The 17,117-nt window shown below is 74.9% G+C and carries 15 protein-coding genes and 1 tRNA gene; 4 read left to right on the top strand and 12 right to left on the bottom strand.

What is annotated here, in order from left to right; genetic code table 11:
• Positions 1–561 precede the first annotated feature (561 nt).
• Positions 562–906, bottom strand: a complete 345-nt coding sequence (locus tag E0L36_RS15330; RefSeq protein WP_180929579.1) for an Lsr2 family protein — start codon at positions 904–906, stop codon at positions 562–564.
• 970 nt (positions 907–1,876) lie between these two features.
• Between E0L36_RS15330 and E0L36_RS15325 the strand changes: the two genes are divergently transcribed.
• From E0L36_RS15325 to secD, 4 genes are all read left to right on the top strand, one after another.
• Positions 1,877–2,086 carry a hypothetical protein gene (locus E0L36_RS15325; RefSeq protein WP_180929578.1) on the top strand — a complete coding sequence of 70 codons (210 nt, stop codon included), beginning with the start codon at positions 1,877–1,879 and terminating at the stop codon, positions 2,084–2,086.
• A gap of 94 nt (positions 2,087–2,180) precedes the next feature.
• Complete coding sequence (locus tag E0L36_RS15320; protein ID WP_180929577.1) at positions 2,181–3,026, top strand: phosphotransferase family protein; 846 nt, start codon at positions 2,181–2,183, stop codon at positions 3,024–3,026.
• 293 nt (positions 3,027–3,319) lie between these two features.
• A complete protein-coding gene (locus E0L36_RS15315; RefSeq protein ID WP_180929576.1) occupies positions 3,320–3,724 on the top strand; it encodes a hypothetical protein in 405 nt (134 codons plus the stop codon).
• Positions 3,725–4,292: 568 nt separating this feature from the next.
• Positions 4,293–6,587, top strand: coding sequence for a protein translocase subunit SecD (gene secD, locus E0L36_RS15310; protein WP_374705538.1), 2,295 nt, complete (start codon positions 4,293–4,295; stop codon positions 6,585–6,587).
• 59 nt (positions 6,588–6,646) lie between these two features.
• Here secD and E0L36_RS15305 read toward each other — a convergent pair whose 3' ends face one another.
• The 11 genes from E0L36_RS15305 to E0L36_RS15255 form a co-directional block, all read right to left on the bottom strand.
• Positions 6,647–6,943, bottom strand: a complete 297-nt coding sequence (locus E0L36_RS15305) for a hypothetical protein (protein ID WP_180929575.1) — start codon at positions 6,941–6,943, stop codon at positions 6,647–6,649.
• A 20-nt stretch (positions 6,944–6,963) separates the two neighbouring features.
• Positions 6,964–7,170, bottom strand: a complete 207-nt coding sequence (locus E0L36_RS15300) for a hypothetical protein (RefSeq protein WP_180929574.1) — start codon at positions 7,168–7,170, stop codon at positions 6,964–6,966.
• A gap of 288 nt (positions 7,171–7,458) precedes the next feature.
• A tRNA-Leu gene (locus tag E0L36_RS15295) sits at positions 7,459–7,546 on the bottom strand.
• A gap of 448 nt (positions 7,547–7,994) precedes the next feature.
• On the bottom strand, positions 7,995–9,413 hold the full coding sequence (locus E0L36_RS15290) for an alkaline phosphatase family protein (protein ID WP_180929573.1): 1,419 nt from the start codon (positions 9,411–9,413) through the stop codon (positions 7,995–7,997).
• Entirely contained in the window at positions 9,410–10,588 is a 1,179-nt protein-coding gene (gene eboE / locus E0L36_RS15285) for a metabolite traffic protein EboE (RefSeq protein WP_180929572.1), read from the bottom strand. The genes E0L36_RS15290 and eboE overlap by 4 nt, the downstream gene beginning before the upstream one ends.
• Before the next feature lie 10 nt (positions 10,589–10,598).
• On the bottom strand, positions 10,599–11,453 hold the full coding sequence (locus E0L36_RS15280) for a TatD family hydrolase (RefSeq protein ID WP_180929571.1): 855 nt from the start codon (positions 11,451–11,453) through the stop codon (positions 10,599–10,601).
• Entirely contained in the window at positions 11,453–12,142 is a 690-nt protein-coding gene (locus tag E0L36_RS15275) for an EboA domain-containing protein (protein ID WP_180929570.1), read from the bottom strand. The genes E0L36_RS15280 and E0L36_RS15275 overlap by 1 nt, the downstream gene beginning before the upstream one ends.
• Positions 12,139–13,260 (bottom strand): sugar phosphate isomerase/epimerase, encoded by a 1,122-nt coding sequence (locus E0L36_RS15270; protein WP_180929569.1) that lies wholly within the window; start codon positions 13,258–13,260, stop codon positions 12,139–12,141. Before E0L36_RS15270 ends, E0L36_RS15275 begins: the two co-directional genes overlap by 4 nt.
• Complete coding sequence (locus tag E0L36_RS15265; RefSeq protein ID WP_308416769.1) at positions 13,257–14,153, bottom strand: SCO3242 family prenyltransferase; 897 nt, start codon at positions 14,151–14,153, stop codon at positions 13,257–13,259. The genes E0L36_RS15270 and E0L36_RS15265 overlap by 4 nt, the downstream gene beginning before the upstream one ends.
• On the bottom strand, positions 14,150–15,352 hold the full coding sequence (locus E0L36_RS15260; RefSeq protein WP_180929567.1) for an inositol-3-phosphate synthase: 1,203 nt from the start codon (positions 15,350–15,352) through the stop codon (positions 14,150–14,152). Before E0L36_RS15260 ends, E0L36_RS15265 begins: the two co-directional genes overlap by 4 nt.
• 305 nt (positions 15,353–15,657) lie before the next feature.
• Positions 15,658–17,064: a ThuA domain-containing protein gene (locus E0L36_RS15255; protein WP_180929566.1), complete on the bottom strand. Its 1,407-nt coding sequence runs from the start codon at positions 17,062–17,064 to the stop codon at positions 15,658–15,660.
• Positions 17,065–17,117 lie beyond the last annotated feature (53 nt).

The raw sequence follows: 17,117 nt of genomic DNA, 5'->3' as shown, positions 1-17,117 counted from the left end.
TCGCCCCAGGGGCTCATCCGACCGCCGCCGGGGGCGACTTGGCCGGGTGACGGGAGCAGGAGACGGGAGATCAGGAACTCGGAGACCGCCCGTCAGGGCGGGAGTTCGACCGTGCTCGGTGGCGGACCGACCACCGGTACCGCCGCGAACACCCGTGCTCGCGGCGGTGGTTGGCAGGTCCTCACCGGGGCGCGCGGCGAGGCCGAGACCACGCGCGAACACGGTGGCCCACCGGCCGACAGCTCGCGTGGCCCGGGGACCGGGACGCCCCGAGGGACGGGGCTCTTCCGGGAATGACGCCATTACCGCCCGGAATTGTCCCGGGCGGCCCGGCGAACGACGGACCTCAGAGCACCGGAAAACCCCGTCGAACGGGCTCACTCTCCGGGGCCCGGTCCGATCCCGTGCGGATCGTCATGCGTGCGCGCGCTCCACCTTGGGTATCGGCGCATGGGACGGAGGTGCGGGACACCGTCCCACCGCCCGGGGCTGCGACCGTCCCGCGACCCACTTACCCGAATGTACGGAGCCGCGCGCGGGTGGCCCGGCGGGCGACGGACATCAGTGGGCCTTGGCGTAGGCGTCCTGAATACCGGCCGGGATACGGCCGCGCTCGTTCACCTCGTAGCCCTGTTCTTTGGCCCATTCCCGGATCTTGGCGGTGTCCGGGTTGGTTTGGGGACGTCCGGCGGACTTCCTCGGGGACCCGACCGCGCCACGGCTCTTCCGGACGCGCCGACCCGCCTGAATGAATGGACCCAGGGCCTCCAAAAGCGAGTCCTTGGACTCGGGCGACAAGTCAATCTCGTACTCAATGCCGTCCACGGAGAAGGGGACGGTCTTGGCGTCCTCGCTCTCCTCCCCCGTGAGATCGTCAGTGACAATGGTGACGACTTTCTGCGCCATGACTGCCCTCCACACGACGTCCTGGTATGCCCAGCATCATCGGGTAACAATGGCTCGCACGTCAATTCCAGCCGACAAATAGGCCGTCCACCATGGTGGGTGTTCGACACCACACCACGGCAGCACGGGAACACGGCCGGAGTTTGTGAAGCGGCGGCCGGTCACCCGCCTTCACCCCACACCCGTCCACGGCGGCACTCCGGCCAACCGGCTTCGCGGCAACGGTTTCCCCTCTCAAGCACCGACCCTGACCAGGTACGACGCGAGGGTAACCGCAGTGTGCGCCAGGGGTTTTGGGGTCCGGCCCGCCCCCTTCCCGACCCTTCCCACGACACCCAGGACAGCGCGGGAGGCGCGGCCCGTTCCCCGCGACGGGTTCACGAAAAGCCCTTTCCCATCCGGATCCCCGGCGAGAACCTCCACCGTTCCCACCCGGCCCCGGTGTTAGCCACACGCCACCCCTCCGCGCCACGGGGCGTGTTCCGGCCGTACTTCACGGTGGCCGGCGAACTACCCCGCACGGCGGGCGACATGGATCGGGTGGCACGGGAAGGCACTATCCCACCGGTGTTCAGCGCGACAGCCACCGGTGCACTTTTCGGTCATCCTTCCCGCACCCGGGGAACAGCCGTCCCACACGGCTAAGTGAACGCACGGTCACCCAGATTCGAAATTTTCCGGGGAACGCGGTCGGTTTTCTCCCCCACCGAGGCACTCTGGTCGCGGGGAAGTGCGCCCGGACGACCGTGGAGACGGGCGACGGCGGGTTCCCGGCGATGGCGGGACGATGCCTTCGTGTCGGTCCCGGATTCCCGGCATCACCCCCCAATAGTCTCAGAGCCGCCGAGACCACCCGGGACGCCGAGACCGGACTTCTCGGCCCTGTGGCCGCGCACGGAACGGGCCATGGACAGTCCGCGGCGAAAACCCGTCAGCGGAGATTGGCGCCGGAGAACCCCGGAGAACCACCATGAACGGATTCCGCAAGGGCGATTTCACCCATGACCTCGGACATCACGTGACGGGGATGGTGACGGGGGTGGAGAGTGAACACCTCACCCTGGCCTCCCCCCACGGCGACGAGTGGGAACCGCCTTCCGCCCTGGTGCGTATCGCCACCGAGTGGGAACGGGAAGCATTTCTGGACGTCCTCCGGCGCGAGTGGGCTTTCCCCCGCTGAACCGCCCACCGCCGCCCGGCGGCCCCGCCCCGTCGCCCCGCGTCTCACGTATCCGGCCCGCGCGCGTGCGCGCGGGCCGAGGGAGGAGGGCCGTATGTTCTCGCCACCGGCCGACCCCCACCGGACCCGGCTCATGCGCCAGGTGTTCGACCGCAGCGCCGTCGCGCTGCGGGTGCGCCCGGACGGCGGGCATGTCTGGGGGTGGTACGGGCGCACCCTGAGCGGGCGGGTGCGCGCCCCCGGTCGCCGACCGGCCTGGCTGCGCGTGACCTCCACCCCCGAGCACCACGGGGTCCGGCGCCTACACGACGGCAACACGGCGGCGCGGATCTTCGACGGCCGCGTCCCCAAGCCCGCGCTGCTCCAGGTCTGGGAGCACACCCACGAACGAGGGACGTTCCGCGCCGAGTTGAGCCAGTACGTCACGGAGCCTCCGCTGTCCGGCGGACCGGTCCTCCGGCACGAGCCGCCGCTTCCGGCCTCCTGGTGGGGCGCGCTGCGGATGGCGCTGGAGACCGTGGCGGGCACGCCGACCGACCGCGAGGTGCTGCGGCAGGAGTGGGTGGACCGCGCCGTACCCGAGCTGCTGGGGGTCCCGGCCCCCCGGGTGACCGAGTGGAGCACCGCCCACGGGGACCTGCACCCGGGCAACCTCACCAGCCGCGGCCCGCTGCTGCTCGACTGGGAGGGCTTCGGACGGGCCCCCCGGGGCTACGACGCGGCCACGCTGCTGGCCTCCTCGCTGACGGTCCCGGGGTTCGCCCGCCGGGTGCGCGCCACCTTCCCGGTGCTGCGGACCGAGGCGGGACGCGTCGCGCAACTGATCGTCATCGCGGAACTGCTGGAGACCGCGCCGCCCGGCGACTACCCGGACGCGATCACCGCTCTGCGCACCCTCGCCGCGCACCTCACCCGAGCCTCCCGGGGCCACCCCCGGTGACCGGGGAGGGTCCGCGCCGCGCTCCGGTGACGCGGGGCGCGCGGCCCCGGCGGAGGGCGTACCGGCCGTGGGGCGGGCGCGGCGGCGGGCGCGGCTCGTGCGCGGGCCGCCGGTCCTCTAGGGTGAACGGTTCATGGCCGGATCGGCTGAACGCACGCGACCGGCGGACCAGCCGAGCCAGACCCACGGACCCGCCAGACCAGCCGGACCGAGCTGGGCCGGACCGGCCCGGAGCGGGATGGACGCGAGCGATATCCGTGGTGCGGCACCACGGGGTGAGGAAGGGGCGGGCGATGCGGCAGCCAGCGCGACACGCGCTCCGTGGCGCCCTCATCCTCGTCTGGGGCGCGCTGCTCCTGGTCGCGAGCGCGGCCCCCGGCGCGTCCGGCGCCGCCCCCATGCCGGTGGCGGACGCGACGGCCGAGGGCCCGGCCCACAGCGGGCAGGCCCGCTCCGCGCACTCCGGCCAGGAACCGCAGTACGCGCACGCCGCGCGGCACGCGGTGGCGGCCTCGGCGCACGAGGTGCGCTGGCCCACCCAGCCCCTCGGCCCGGCCGGGCCACCCGCCGCCGGTCCCGGCGCTCCCGCCCTGCTGGAGGGGCGTGCGGCCGTCGGGCCACGGCAGGAGCGCGCGCCGCCGCGCGCCGATCACTCCCCACAGGCTCCGCGCGGTCCACCCGCTGCCCGGAGCAGTTGACGATCTCCGTGTCCGCCGGAGTGGACTCCCCACTCCCACCGGGGCGGCCCGGCCGCGCGCGGCTGGGCGCGCTCCGGTAACCCCGCATGGGTCTGTCCCCGTCCCGCCCGGCGGCCGTTGGTCCCCCGTGGGCCCGGTGGCCGACGGTCCCGGGGCGGAGCCCGGCGTCCCGCCCCGGCGGACACCCCCCATTCCCCACGCGTACGTCCCGGTGGTGCCGGGGCCGTACGCACCGTTCCGCCGTGGAGTTGTCTTGTCGCCCCGTAAACCGAGCGAGCCCCGCGAACCACGCCAGACTCCGGGCCGGTCGCGCGCCCCGCGCGCTTCCCGTGCCCCGGCTCCGAAAGAGCCCGCCACGGCGCGGGCGTCCACCACGTCCTCGTCCCCCGAGGGGGACGAGGACACCGCCGGGCCGGACGGCCCGGAGCCGAAGGCGCGCTCGCGCCGCTCCCGCCCCGCCCGGCGTTCGGGCGGCCCGGGTCGTCCCCGGGGGCCGGGGAGTTCCGGCTCGGGACGCGGGGGCTCGTCCGGTCCGCGCTCCTCCCGCGCCCCACTGTGGCGGGCGCTGGTGGCGATCGGCGTCGTCGGACTGTCGCTCTTCTTCGCCCTGACGACCCCCGCCCGGCTGGGGCTGGACCTGAAGGGCGGCACGCAGATCGTGCTGGAGACGCGGGACGGCCCCGAGGTGAAGGCCGACGGCGCCGGCACCGACCGGGCGCTGGAGGTGCTGCGCCAGCGGGTGGACGCGCTGGGCGTGGCCGAGCCCACGCTGGCCCGCTCGGGCGAGAACCGGATCGTGGTCGAGCTGCCCGGGGTGCAGGACCCCCGCAAGGCGGCCAAGGTGATCGGCCGGACCGCGCAGTTGACCTTCCACCCGGTCGAGGGGCTGGCGAAGCCCGGGGAGAAGGACCCGGGCAAGGGCTCGGGCAAGGACGGCGCGAAGGCGGACGGGAAGGGCGAGCGGGTACTGCCCGACCCGGACGCGAAGGGCACCAAGCTGCGGCTGGGCAAGTCCGTGCTCACCGGCGACGGTGTCAAGGACGCCGAACCCCGGCTGGACGAGCGCGGGGGCGGCTGGAACGTCAGCATGGACTTCCGGGGTGGCGCGAGCGACACCTGGGCGAAGCTCACCGGGAAGGCCGCGTGCGCGCCTCCGGGCGACCCGTCGCGGCGGGTGGCGATCGTGCTGGACGACCGGATCATCTCGGCGCCGAGCATGCAGGAGGACGTGGCCTGTGGCTCCGGCATCACGGGCGGCTCCACCCAGATCACCGGAAACTTCAGCGACACCGAGGTCAACGACCTCGCGGCGCTGATCAAGGGCGGTGCCCTGCCGCTGCCGGTGGAGACGGTCGAGCAGCGGACCGTCGGCCCGACGCTGGGCGCGGACGCCATCGAGGCGAGCGCGCAGGCCGCGATCATCGGCCTGATCTGCACGGGCCTGTTCATCATCGCCGTGTACCGGCTGCTCGGGGGGCTGGCGACGATCGCCCTGGGCCTGTACGGGCTGATGTCGTACGCGGCGATCGTCGCGATCGGGGCCACGCTGACCCTGCCAGGGCTGGCGGGGTTCGTGCTGGCGATCGGCATGGCGGTGGACGCGAACGTCCTGGTCTTCGAGCGGGCGCGGGAGGAGCACGAGCGGCCGAGCCTGCGCGGCCGGGTGCGCGACCCACGCGGTTCGCTGCGCACCGGCTTCCAGCAGGCGTACAGCGCGATCATCGACTCCAACGTGACCACGCTGCTCGCCGCCGGTCTGCTGTTCTTCCTGGCCACGGGCCCGGTCAAGGGCTTCGGGGTGACCCTGTCCATCGGTGTGCTGGTCTCGATGATCTCGTCGCTGGTGATCACGCGGGTGCTGGCCGACTTCGCCGTGCGCCGCAAGAGCGTGGCGCGGCGGCCGAAGTTGCTCGGCCTGACGGGCGCCGCGCGGGTGCGGAACTGGGTGACCGCCCGGCGGCCGCGGATCGCCCACCGGCCGCGCCTCTGGCTGGGTGTGATGACGGGACTCGTGCTGGTGGCGCTGGCCGGAATCGGCCTGCGCGGGATGGAGTTCGGCGTCGAGTTCACCGGCGGCCGGGTCGTGGAGTACGGCACGAGCAAGCCGGTGAACGTGGACAAGGCGCGGGAGGCCGTCGCGGACGCGGGGTTCCCCCGGGCCGTCGTACAGGAGTCCGGGGACGGCGAGATCACGGTCCGCACCGAGAAGCTCTCCAACGACCAGCAGGAACAGATCCGTTCGGGCCTGGAGCCGCTGGGCGGCGAGGTCACGGTGGAGCGTGACGAACAGGTCGGGCCCAGTCTCGGCAGCGAACTGCGCACCAAGGCGCTGATCGCGCTGGGTGTCGCCGTTGCCGCCCAGCTCATCTATCTGAGCGTGCGGTTCCGCTGGACCCTCGCCACGGCCGCCGTGGTGGCGATGGCGCAGGACGTGCTGCTGGTGGTGGGCCTGTTCGCCTGGCTCGGCAAACCGGTGGACAGCGTGTTCCTGGCGGCGCTGCTGACGGTCATCGGGTACTCGGTGAACGACACCGTCGTCGTCTTCGACCGGCTGCGCGGGATGCGGCGTCTCGACCGCGAGACGCCGCTGCCGGACCTGGCGGACTCGGCGGTGCTGCGCACCCTGCCGCGGACCATCAACACCGGTATGGGCGCGATGTTCATCCTCGTGGCGCTGGCGGTCCTGGGCGGTGACTCGCTGACGGACTTCTCCGTCGCGCTGCTCGCGGGCGTGACGGTCGGCATGGCCTCGACGGTGTTCTCCGCGATCCCGCTGGCGGTGGCACTGGAGCACTGGCGGCCCGAACCGAGCCGCCGGCCGACGGAGAAGAAGGAGTCGCGCGGCACCGGAGCGGTGGTCTGAGCGACCACCCGAGCCAGCCGCCCCATCGGACGACCGGCCCCGCCCCAGCGCGGGGCCGGTCACCGGGAGGGGCGGTCGCGCGCCCCGGCCGCCCGGGCGAACGCACCGGTCGGACGGCGACGTCCCGCCGGAAGCGCCGGTTCCCACCCGGCACCGGCCGCGTGGCCCGACGAACGGCTCTCTGCCCACGCGCGGTTCAGGTGACGCCTGCTGGCTTCCGTATCGCCGTCCAGCCGGGCTGCGAGTCCCGGACCGATCTCGGCGCGGATCTCCCCCTGGCCGTAGGCCCGTTCGGCGGCGACGGCCAGCGGGCGCTCGTCCAGTTCCCTCGCCCGCCGGGCGTGGCCACCGACCATGGCGATCCGGCCGAGCCAGGTCAGCGCCTCGACCGCCTCGGTCCACAGCCCGAGTCTGCGTACACCAGGCGCACCGCGTGTTCGGCACCCTTCTCGGCGGCGAGGTCGAGGGCGAGGGCGCGACGCAGGTTGACCGTCTCCGCGTCCAGCCGTTCCAGGCAACGCCGTTGGACCGGGACGCGCGGCGACGCGCTCTCCCGCTCCGCCAGTTCGGCGCAGCAGCGCACGAACCGCGCGCGGACGGTGTCCTCCCCACCCGCGTCGGCGAGCCGTTCCGCGCAGTAGGGGGCACCGACTCCAGCAGCCGAAGCCGGTCCCCGGGCGGACCACCAGTGACCGGTCCACCAGCCGGGACAGCAGCCCGGGCACCCGCCGCACCCCCTTCAACAAACGCTCGTCGCCAAGCGGTGCCGGGCTGCGTGGGAGGTCGTGCTCGGGCCGAGCGTTCGGGGGGGGGCTCGCGGGTGGGGCGGAAACGACGCATCCCCACGGCTGTGGGAGCCGTGGGGATGTGGTGGTGTCCGAGGGGGGACTTGAACCCCCACGCCCGATAAAGGGCACTAGCACCTCAAGCTAGCGCGTCTGCCATTCCGCCACCCGGACAGGGTGTGTGCCGGGCCTCGCGGGCTCGGCGACACGGAAACCATAGCAAGGTCGCGGGGTGCTTCTCACCTCGGTTGGCGGAGCGGTACCGATGGTGAGAGCACCCTCACGCTGCGTACGGATCGCGCTGGTCACGGGGGCGGCGGGGGTTTCGGTGGCGGTCGCCAGCCGGGTCGCGGGGTGGGGAGAGTCAGGGGTAGCCGTGGGTGGCGGCGAGTCCGCACTCGGGGTGGGGGAAGGGGTACGCGCGGGCGTCCAGCACCGGGTCGTGGTGGAGGTCCGTGTGGTCGAACCGGGCGATGTACGTGATGAGGCGGGAGCGGCGCGGGCGGCTCGGGTGGCGCGCGTCCTCCTGCCCGGTGGGGCTGGCCGCCCAGCGCGGAGGTGGTGGGGCCCGGCGCCCCGGGCTGGGACGGGCGGGTGGGCCGGGACAGTCGGGGGGTCGGGGTCAGGGGGTGGGGTCAGGGGTGGGGGGCAGCGCGAGGTCGAGGAGGAGCCGCTTCACGGAGGTGGCGGGGAACGGGCCGGTGGGGTGGGCGTCGAGCGCGTCGGGGCGGGAGCAGAGCAGCAGGGGTCCGTCGTCCGGGTCGGTGGGGAGCAGTCCGTGGCTGCCACGCACCGGGGAGGCGTCGAGCGGCACCACCGCCATCGTGTAGCGCAGGCCGGTCTTCTTGCGGGCGAGCGCGGTGGCGGCACGCAGCCTGACGAGGCGGTCATGGGGGTCCATGAACAGCTCGGCGGGGTCGTAGCCGGGCTTGCGGTGGATCTCGACCAGACGGGCGAAGTCGGGGGCGCGGGCGTCGTCGAGCCAGTAGTAGTAGGTGAACCAGGCGTCGGGCGCGGCGAGGGCCACGAGTTCGCCGGAGCGGGGGTGGTCGAGGCCGTGGGCGCGTTTGCCGTCCTCGTCCAGCAGCCGGTCGACGCCTGGGAGTTCAGCGAGCGTCCGACGCACGGTGGGGAGGTCGGCGGGGTCGCGCACGTAGACGTGGGCGATCTGGTGGTCGGCCACGGCGAAGGCTCGGGAGGTCCAGGGGTCGAGGTACTCCATGCCGTCCTGGGTGTGGACCTCCAGCAGTCCGGCGCGGCGCAGCGCGCGGTTGGGGTGGGCGTGGCGGCGGACGGGGGTGATGCCGTACTCGGAGAGCGCGACGACGGTGCGGCCCTCGCGGGCCGCCTGGTTGAGGAGCGGCGCGAGGGCGGTGTCGAGTTCGGCGGCGGCCCGCCGGGCGCGCGGGTGGTCGGGGCCGTACCGCTGGAGGTCGTAGTCGAGGTGCGGTACGTAGCAGAGGGCGAGGTCGGGGCGCCGGGTGGTCAGCAGGTGGCGGGTGGCGGCGATGATCCAGCGGGAGGAGACGAGGTCGGCGCCTGGGCCCCAGAAGTGGAAGAGCGGGAACGTGCCGAGGCGGTCGGTGAGTTCGTCGTGGAGTCGGGGTGGGCGGGTGTAGCAGTCGGGTTCCTTGCGGCCGTCGGCGTGGTAGACGGGGCGGGGGGTGACGGTCCAGTCGGTGTCGGCGCCCATGGCGTACCACCAGCAGACGTTGGCGACGGTGTAGCCGGGGTGCCGGGCGCGGGCCGCGTCCCACAGCTTCTCCCCGGCGACGAGCGCGTTGTGCTGGCGCCAGAGCAGGACGTCACCGAGTTCCCTGAAGTACCAGCCGTTGCCCACGACACCGTGCCCGGAGGGGGGTTGGCCGGTGAGGAAGGTGGACTGGGCGGCGCAGGTCACGGCGGGCAGCACGGTGGACAGCGGGGCCCGGGACCCGGCGTCGGCGAGGGCGCGCAGCCGGGGCATGTGTGGCAGCAGTCGCGGGGTGAGACCGACGACGTCCAGGACGAGCAGGGGATGGGGCCGGGTGCCCTCGCTCATGACAGCTCCTTGAGTCCGAGTCCGGTCAACAGGTCCCGGGCGACGCCGAGTTCGGCGGCGATCCCGTCCGCCAGTTCGGCGGGGGTGCTGGGGCGCAGGCCGGGTGGGAGGGCGTGCCAGGTGTAGGTCTCCACTTCGAGGTGGTGGGTGCGCGGCGTGGCGCCACCGACCAGGTGCCGTACGGCGGCGGCGAGTTCGTCGGTGGTGGCGGTGAGGGGCGGGGCCGGTGGGGCGTGCAGCGGCACGTGGAAGTGCGCCCGCCACGGGGTTGCGGTGGGGAGGGCGCCGGGGAGCAGGGCGAGGCCGAGGTCGTCGGCGCGGTGGCGGAGGGGGTCGGAGCGGGCACGGGTCTGGTGGAGGAAGCGCGGTTCGTCGAACTCCCGGAGAGCGGCACGGACTTCGGGGTGTGCGGGGTGTTCGGCGTGCAGGGCGGCGGAGAGCTGCGCCTTGACGACGGGGATGCCCGCGCCGGTGAGGGTGGTGAGGGCGGTGGCCGGGTCCTCGAAGCCGGTCGCGAGGTGGCAGGTGTCGACGCAGACGCCGATCCGGTGGGCCGGGGGAGCGGCCCGGTGGGTGAGCGCGGCGACGGCCCCGGCGGTGGTCTCCACCACGCATCCGGGCTCGGGTTCCAGGCCGACGCGGATCCGGCGTCCGGTGCGTTCCTCCAACGCGTCGAGCCGGCGGGCGAGTTCGGTGAGCTGGTGGAGCGCGGCACGCAGGGCGGTCTCGCCGAAGCCGGTGTGCCAGCCGAGCGGCAGGGTGGAGACGCTGCCCTCCGTGGCGTCCTCCGGGAGGAGTCCGGTGAGCAGCGTGGCGAGCCGCGCGGTGTGGTCGAGCCGGGCGGGGTCGGTCCAGTCGGGCCGGTAGACGCGGTACTTGACGCGTTCGGCGCCGAAGCCCCGGTAGGGGAAGCCGTTGAGGGTGACGACCTCCAGCCCGTGCCGGTCGAGCGCGGCACGCAGTCGTGCCAGTTCTTCGGGGCGGGCGGTGAGTTCGGCCACCGCGTCGTGGGCGAGCCAGAGTCCGAGGCCGAGGCGGTCCACGCCGAGCCGTCGCCGGACGGGTTCGGCGTACTCGGTCAACTGCCGCCGCACGCCCGGGAGGTCCTCGGCGGGGTGCACGTTGGTGCAGTAGGCGAGGTGCACGGTGGAGCCGTCGGGATGCCGGAAACGCATCGCCGTCTCCTCACTCTCCGCCGCGCAGCACGGAGTTGCCCTCGTGCAGCGCGTCGGCGGCGGGTGCGGGGACCTCCAGTTCGAGGCGTCCGCTCTGGCCGTAGAAGGCGACCGGGTTGTGCCACACGACGAGGTCGACCTCGTCGTGGGTGAAGCCGCCGTCCAGCATGGCGTCGGCGACCTCCCGGGTCTTGAGGGGGTCGCTGCGACCCCAGTCGGCGGCCGAGTTGACCAGCACCCGGGCGGTGCCGTGCGAGCGGAGCAGGCGGACCATGCGGCGCGGGTCCATCTTGGTGTCCGGGTAGATGGAGAAGCCGAGCCAGCAGCCGCTGTCGGCGGCGGCGCGCACGGTGGTCTCGTTGAGGTGGTCGAGCAGGACGCGTTCGGCGGGCAGCCGGGACTCGCGGAGGACGTCGAGAGTGCGGGCGAGTCCGGCGGCCTTGTCGCGGTGCGGGGTGTGGACGAGGGCGGGCAGCTCGTGGTCGGCGGCGAGTTCGAGCTGCGCGGCGAGGGCGTGGTCCTCGGCGGGAGTCATGGAGTCGTAGCCGACCTCGCCGACGGCGACGACGCGGTCCTTGATCAGGTAGCGCGGGAGCGTGTCCAGGACCGGGACGCAGCGTGGGTCGTTGGCCTCCTTCGGGTTGAGGGCGAGCGCGCAGTGGTGGGCGACGCCGTGCTGGGCGGCGCGGTAGGGCTCCCAGCCGAGCAGCGCGTCGAAGTAGTCGGTGAAACTGGCGGGCGAGGTGCGGGGCTGGCCGAGCCAGAAGGCGGGTTCGACGAGCGCGCGGACCCCGGCCTCGTACATCGCGGTGTAGTCGTCGGTGGTGCGGGAGGTCATGTGGATGTGCGGGTCGAAGATGCGCATCAGGGCTCCTGGGGGCGCGGGCCGTTGCCCCGGGCGGACTCCAGCGCCCGGTGCAGGTCGGCGGGGACGGGGCGGTCGGCGGCGCGGCGCTCGTCGGCGTAGGCGGTGAGCATCCTGGCGAGTTCGGTGTCGCCGTGGGCCCGCCGTCCGAGGTGGGCTACGGCGCTCAGCGGGACACCGGTGAACAGGCACTTGAGGACGGCGTGCCGCCAGGCGTGCGGGTCCAGGTGGGCGGCGGCGTAGGGGCCGACGGCGGCGGCGAGCAGCCGGGTGTCGTGGGTGCGGAGGGCGTCCTCCACCAGCGGCAGCGCGTCCGGGCCGGTGACGAGGTGGGGCAGGGCCCGCAGGACGGCGCGGCGTTCGTCGGCGGTGCCGTGCTCGTAGAGGCGGGTGAGGGTGGGGGCGTCGGCGGCGGCGGCGTGCAGCAGCAGCACCCGGGCGGCCTCCCTGGGGTCGGTCCGCTCGGCGGTGTCGGCCGGGCCGGTGCGGTGGGTGGTGCGGCAGCGCCGTCCGGCTTCCGCGAAGTGCCGCTCCCAGCGGGGTGGTTGGCCGCCGGGCGGGTCAGCGGGGCGGCGGGTCGCGCTGGCGGCGTCGGCCGCGTCGTCCAGGGCGCGGTGCAGCCAGGCACGGGCGGCCGCGTCCAGGCGCATCTCCAACGCGGTGCGGAGGGAGGCGAGTTGGCTCATCATGGGGCGCGCCTCCCGCCGTTCTCGGCGGGCGCGGCTCTTCCCGGCCCCTCCCCCTCCCCGGCGCAGCCGGGTTCGGTCACGCTCCCGGTGCCAGGGGCCGTGCCGGGGCTCGCGGTGGACGGCGCTACCGGGGTGACGGGGCTGGTCGAACCGCCGCCCCCGCCGGGCGGTCCCGAGGGGTCGCGCGGGGTGGGGCGGGCGCTCCGCCGGGCCCTGCGCTCGGCCTCACGGAGGAAGTTCCGGGAGTCCCGGGCGAGTTCGGGCCCGGCGTGGGAGTGGCGCGGCAGTTCGACGGTGACCAGGCCCCGGTAGCGGATGCGGCGCAGCTCCCGGAGTACCGGGGGGAAGTCCATCTCGCCCTCGCCGAACGGCAGATGCTCGTGCACACCGCGCCGCATGTCCTCGATCTGCACGTGCCGCAGCCAGGGTGCGGCGGCGCGGACGCAGGCGGCGGGCGACTCGGGTTCCAGGCAGTGGCAGTGGCCGAGGTCCAGGGTGAGGCCGAGGGCCTGGGGGCCGTCGAGGGCCCGGCGCAGCCGGTGGAACCCGGCGAGGTCGCCGAGGAGGTGGCCGGGTTCGGGTTCGACGGCGAGGGGGACGCCAGCGGTCTCGGCCTGCGGCAGCAACGCGGCCACGGCGTCCGCGAGCAGCGCCCACGCCTCGTCCCCGGGGGTGTCGGGGTGGCGTGGGCCGCTGGCGAAGTGCAGGGCGTGGGCGCCGAGTTCGGCCGCCACCCGGACGGCGACGCGTAACAGCCCGAGGCGGCGGGCGCGCGCGTCGGGGTCGGGATCCAGCAGGGTGGGATGGTGTTTGCGGCGTGGGTCGAGCACGTAGCGGGCGCCGGTCTCCACGGTCACGGTGAGGTCGTGCGCCGCCAGCAGCCGGGCGGTCTCGGCGGTGCGTGCGGGCAGGTCGGGGGCGAGGGGGTCGAGGTGCATGTGGTCGAGGGTCAGCCCGACGCCGTCGTAACCGAGGTCGGCGAGCAGCCGGAGCGCGTCCGGCAGCCGCAGGTCCGCGAGGCCGTTGGTGCCGTACGCGTAGCGCAGCGGCGCCGGGCGGAGCGGGGTGTCCCGGTCGGGTGTGGGCAGCGGGCTCAGTGGGTGGGGTGCGGTGCTCATGTGGGGCTGACCTTCCGGGAGAGGCGGCGGGCGAGGGGCAGCAGGGCGAGCAGCGTTCCGGCGGTCACCGGGGAGCCCGCCCGGGCGGTGAGCGCGGACTGGAGGGGGATGGTGGCGCGGATGCCACCGCCGACCGCCCGCTGGAGCGACGGCGGGGTGGGGTGGAGCGCGGCGCGGGCCAGCGGCCCGGCGAAGGTGGCGAGGTAGCCGCCGGCCGCGGCGCGGGCCGTGAGGTGGGCGGTGGAGGCGGGGCGGGCGGGCCGCCAGGGCGCCGCGCGGCTCGTGATGAGGCCCGCGGCGAGCGCCGCCGCCACCGGGATCCCGGGGCGGCCGCCCTCCGCCTCGCGCCGGGAGACGGCGGTGACGGCGACGGTGTGGGAGCCGAGCAGCGCCGCCGAGGGCAGCGCGGCGGACGCGGGGCGGGCGGTCGCCCTCGGGTGGGCGGTGGCGACCGCGCCGAGCAGCAGGTCGAGGGCGCGGGCGGCGCCCATCGCGGCCGGTCCGCCGACGGTGTGCTTCAGCCGCAGGTCGTAGGCCCAGACGGTGGCGGCCAGTGCCCCGGCGACGCCCAGCGCGGGCCGTCCGGCGAGCGCGGCGAGGCCGAGCCCGGCGCCGGTCAGCGCGGCGGAGGCGGCCAGCGCCGCGCCGGGCGCGATCCGGCCGGAGGGCAGGGGGCGTTCGGGGCGCTCGACCGCGTCGACGGCGCGGTCCGCCCAGTCGTTGAGCGCCATGCCCGCCTCGTAGAGACAGAGCGCGGAGCCCACGGCGAGCGCGGTGCCCCGGTGGGGGCGGCCGCCGACCGCCGCCGCGCCCGCCAGCGCGTCACCGGGGACGCTCAACACGGCGGGCAGGCGCAGGAGTTCGGCCCAGGCGCGGCCGGTGCCGGGGCTCACGCCGCCGCCCGCAGCCGGCCGGCCAGATCCAGCAGGTCCCGCCACTGGTCGGGCAGGGCGCTGGGGCCGGAGTCGGGGTCCTTGAAGAAGAACCCGAGACCGTCCAGTGGGCCGCCCCAGCCGAGGTGGTGGGCGCGGGCCAGGATCCGCGCCAGATCGAGGACGAGCGGGGCGGCGAGCGCCGAGTCGCAGCCCTGCCAGGTGGTCTGGAGCACGGCGCGGGTGCCGAGGAAGCCGTCGACGGCGATGTGGTCCCAGGCGGTCTTCCAGTCGCCCAGCGCGGGCACGTCGTCGATGTGCGAGGCGCCCTCGGGGAGGTGGCCGAGGACGTCGGTGAGCACCCGGGACTTGCCGGCGTTCTTCGCCGCCGCCGCGCCCGGGTCGGCGAGGGCGGCGCCGTCTCCCCCGCCCAGCACGTTCGTTCCGGACCAGGCGCGGACGGTCAGGGCGCGCTGCGCGAACATCGGCGCCAGCACCGACCGCAGCAGGGTCTGGCCGGTCTTGCCGTCCCGTCCGGCGTGCGGCGGCCCGGAGGCACTGGCGGCCTCGGCGAGCGCCGGGTGCCGAAGCCCGGACGAGGGCGTGAAGTTGACGTAGGCGCATCCGGCGCGGAGCGCCGCCGCGGCGTACCGGGAGCTGGGCGGCGGGTCGCCGGGGCCGGGCGCGGGCTCGGTCGAGGCGACGTTGACGACGACGGTGCGGTCCAGTTGGTGGTCGCGGGCGAAGGCCGTCAGGTCGGCGGTGACCGCCGCGATCTGCTCCTCGGTGCGGGCCCGGCCCCACGCCTCGGCTCCGGCCGGGGGGCCGGGCAGCGGGCCCGGCCCGTCCGGGGCGGCTCCGGCGGGCGGCGGGCCGCCCACGCCGGGGCGGATCTCCGCGTCGGCGGCGGCGAGTTGGGCCCGCGTGGCGGCCGGGAGACCGGGGGGCAGCACGCCGGCCAGGACCAGGTCCTCGGCGCGCTCCGGGAGCGGGCGGGACGCGAGGTCGTGCCCGCCGAAGACCAGGTTCTCCAGGGGCGGCAGCCCGCATCCGGCGAACACCCCGGTCTCGGTGACCATTCCGGTGGGTGGGTGCAGTCCGGCGGTGACGGCGGCGTGACCGGCGACGGCGGTGGTGGCGACGGAGCCGCGCGCTCCGATCAGCCAGACACCGACGCGCGGTCCGGAGGGGGCGCGCGGGGATGTGCGGTCCTGGGTCACGGGGCCTCCCTGGTCGTCCTGGGTCGTCCTGGGCTGTGCTGGCTCGTCTGGTTCCCCCGCGGTGGCGGCGGATCCGGCCGCCCGCCGCGGCGCCCGGCTCCCCCGTCGCCGTGCTCCCCCGTGCTGGCTCCCGGGCGTGGAGCCGCCGGAGCCCCGCGCCCGCCGCCGGGCGCGGGGCGGGACGCGGGGTCGTGCGGTGGCCGGTCACGCGGTGCGCCCGGCCAGCCCCACACGGGCCGGGTGCCGACGCGCCGGACGGTTCGGCTCCGACGCGCGGGCCCGGACCGGTCGCCGGTGGATCGTGGCTAGCGACCACCCCCGTCGGGCAGTTCCCGCACCCGGACGTCGCGGAAGGCGACCTCGTCGCCGTCGCCGTGGTTCTGGAGGCCGATGTGGCCGTCGGTGAGGCTGCGCGCCGGGTCGGTGTTGGTGAAGTCGTTGACCTGCTGGCCGTTCAGCCAGACCCGCAACCGCTCGCCCTCGACGCGGAGTTCGAAGGTGTTCCACTCCCCCGGCGGGTTGAGCGCGGCGTCTCGCGCCGCCGCGTCGGGGGCCTGGAACCCGTAGACCGAGCCGGTGGTCCGGTCCGGCGCGTCGGTGGCGTCGATCTGGACCTCGTAGCCGTTGTCCACGGCGGACTGGGGGTCGTCGGAGGCGGGGAAGCCCAGGAAGACCCCGGAGTTGTCGTCTCCGGACATCCGCCAGTCGAGCTTGAGCGAGTACGAACCGAACTCCCGCTTCTCGTACCAGAGCAGCCCCATGCCTCCCACGGTAGTGAGGCTGCCGTCCTCGCCCAGCTCGAAGGAGCCGGGGCCCGCCTGCTTCCAGCCATCCGTGCCGCCGCCGTCGAAGAGCGGGGTGTAGTCCCGCTCGGCGCGGCAGTCCGCGGACGCGGCCCCGCTCGCGTAACGGACGCCACCCAGCAGGTGGGTGCGGAAGTCCTCCTCGGCGAAGGACTCGCCGGTGTGGCCACCGCCGGTGTAGAACGACCGGCCACCCGCGTACTCCTGGCACCAGGCGATCGGATGGTCCTCGCCCATGGTGCCGCCGGTGTAGGAGTCCTCGTCGAGGGAGGCGAGGACGCGCGCCCGGTCGCGCACGCTGGAGCGGTAGTCATACCACTCGTCGGTGCGCCGCCAGAGCGGGCCGAGGTGCGCGGTGGCCGGGTGGGCGTGGTCCTCCACCGTGGCGGTGGCGGGCTGGACGGCGGGGTGCGCGGCGAAGTACGCGCCCACCAGCTCGCCGTACCAGGGCCAGTCGTACTCGGTGTCGGCCGCCGCGTGCACGCCGACGAACCCGCCGCCGTCGGAGACGTACCCCTCGAACGCGGCCTGCTGGGTGTCGTCCAGCACGTCGCCGGTGGTGGAGAGGAAGACCACGGCGTCGTACCCGGCGAGGTTCTCCGGGGTGAACGCGCCCGCGTCCTCGGTGCTGTCGACGGTGAACCCGTGCTCCGCGCCCAGCTCCTCCAGGGCCGCGATCCCGTCGGGGATGGAGTCGTGCCGGTATCCGGCGGTCTTGGAGAAGACCAGGAGGTTCCGGTCCTCCAGGCCCGCGCCGGGATCCCGTTCGCGCTGTGCCGCCGCCGGGGGTGGCCGCTCTCCGTCCCGGCTCCCGGCCGCCTCCCGCTGCTGTGCCGCCTGCGCGGGGAGGGCCGAGGCGCCGAGGAGCAGCGCCACCGCCAGCACCGCGTTCCGTGCCGTACGACGCATGGGTGATGCCCCTTGTCAGTGTTATCCGTGTTATCCGTGTCGTCCGTGCCCGG

It is taken from the genome of Streptomyces sp. AJS327 (genome assembly GCF_013450295.1).
Lineage (GTDB): Bacteria > Actinomycetota > Actinomycetes > Streptomycetales > Streptomycetaceae > Streptomyces.
This window is presented reverse-complemented; position numbering and strand designations above follow the sequence as displayed.

What these genes read in the sequence shown, in the direction of transcription:
- E0L36_RS15305 (WP_180929575.1), bottom strand. Translation starts at nt 6,943, where the DNA reads ATGGTCGGTGGCCACGCCCGGCGGGCGAGGGAACTGGACGAGCGCCCG.
- E0L36_RS15320 (WP_180929577.1), top strand. Translation starts at nt 2,181, where the DNA reads ATGTTCTCGCCACCGGCCGACCCCCACCGGACCCGGCTCATGCGCCAG.
- E0L36_RS15275 (WP_180929570.1), bottom strand. Translation starts at nt 12,142, where the DNA reads ATGATGAGCCAACTCGCCTCCCTCCGCACCGCGTTGGAGATGCGCCTG.
- E0L36_RS15325 (WP_180929578.1), top strand. Translation starts at nt 1,877, where the DNA reads ATGAACGGATTCCGCAAGGGCGATTTCACCCATGACCTCGGACATCAC.
- E0L36_RS15255 (WP_180929566.1), bottom strand. Translation starts at nt 17,064, where the DNA reads ATGCGTCGTACGGCACGGAACGCGGTGCTGGCGGTGGCGCTGCTCCTC.
- eboE (WP_180929572.1), bottom strand. Translation starts at nt 10,588, where the DNA reads ATGCGTTTCCGGCATCCCGACGGCTCCACCGTGCACCTCGCCTACTGC.
- E0L36_RS15280 (WP_180929571.1), bottom strand. Translation starts at nt 11,453, where the DNA reads ATGCGCATCTTCGACCCGCACATCCACATGACCTCCCGCACCACCGAC.
- E0L36_RS15315 (WP_180929576.1), top strand. Translation starts at nt 3,320, where the DNA reads ATGCGGCAGCCAGCGCGACACGCGCTCCGTGGCGCCCTCATCCTCGTC.
- E0L36_RS15270 (WP_180929569.1), bottom strand. Translation starts at nt 13,260, where the DNA reads ATGAGCACCGCACCCCACCCACTGAGCCCGCTGCCCACACCCGACCGG.
- E0L36_RS15330 (WP_180929579.1), bottom strand. Translation starts at nt 906, where the DNA reads ATGGCGCAGAAAGTCGTCACCATTGTCACTGACGATCTCACGGGGGAG.
- E0L36_RS15290 (WP_180929573.1), bottom strand. Translation starts at nt 9,413, where the DNA reads ATGAGCGAGGGCACCCGGCCCCATCCCCTGCTCGTCCTGGACGTCGTC.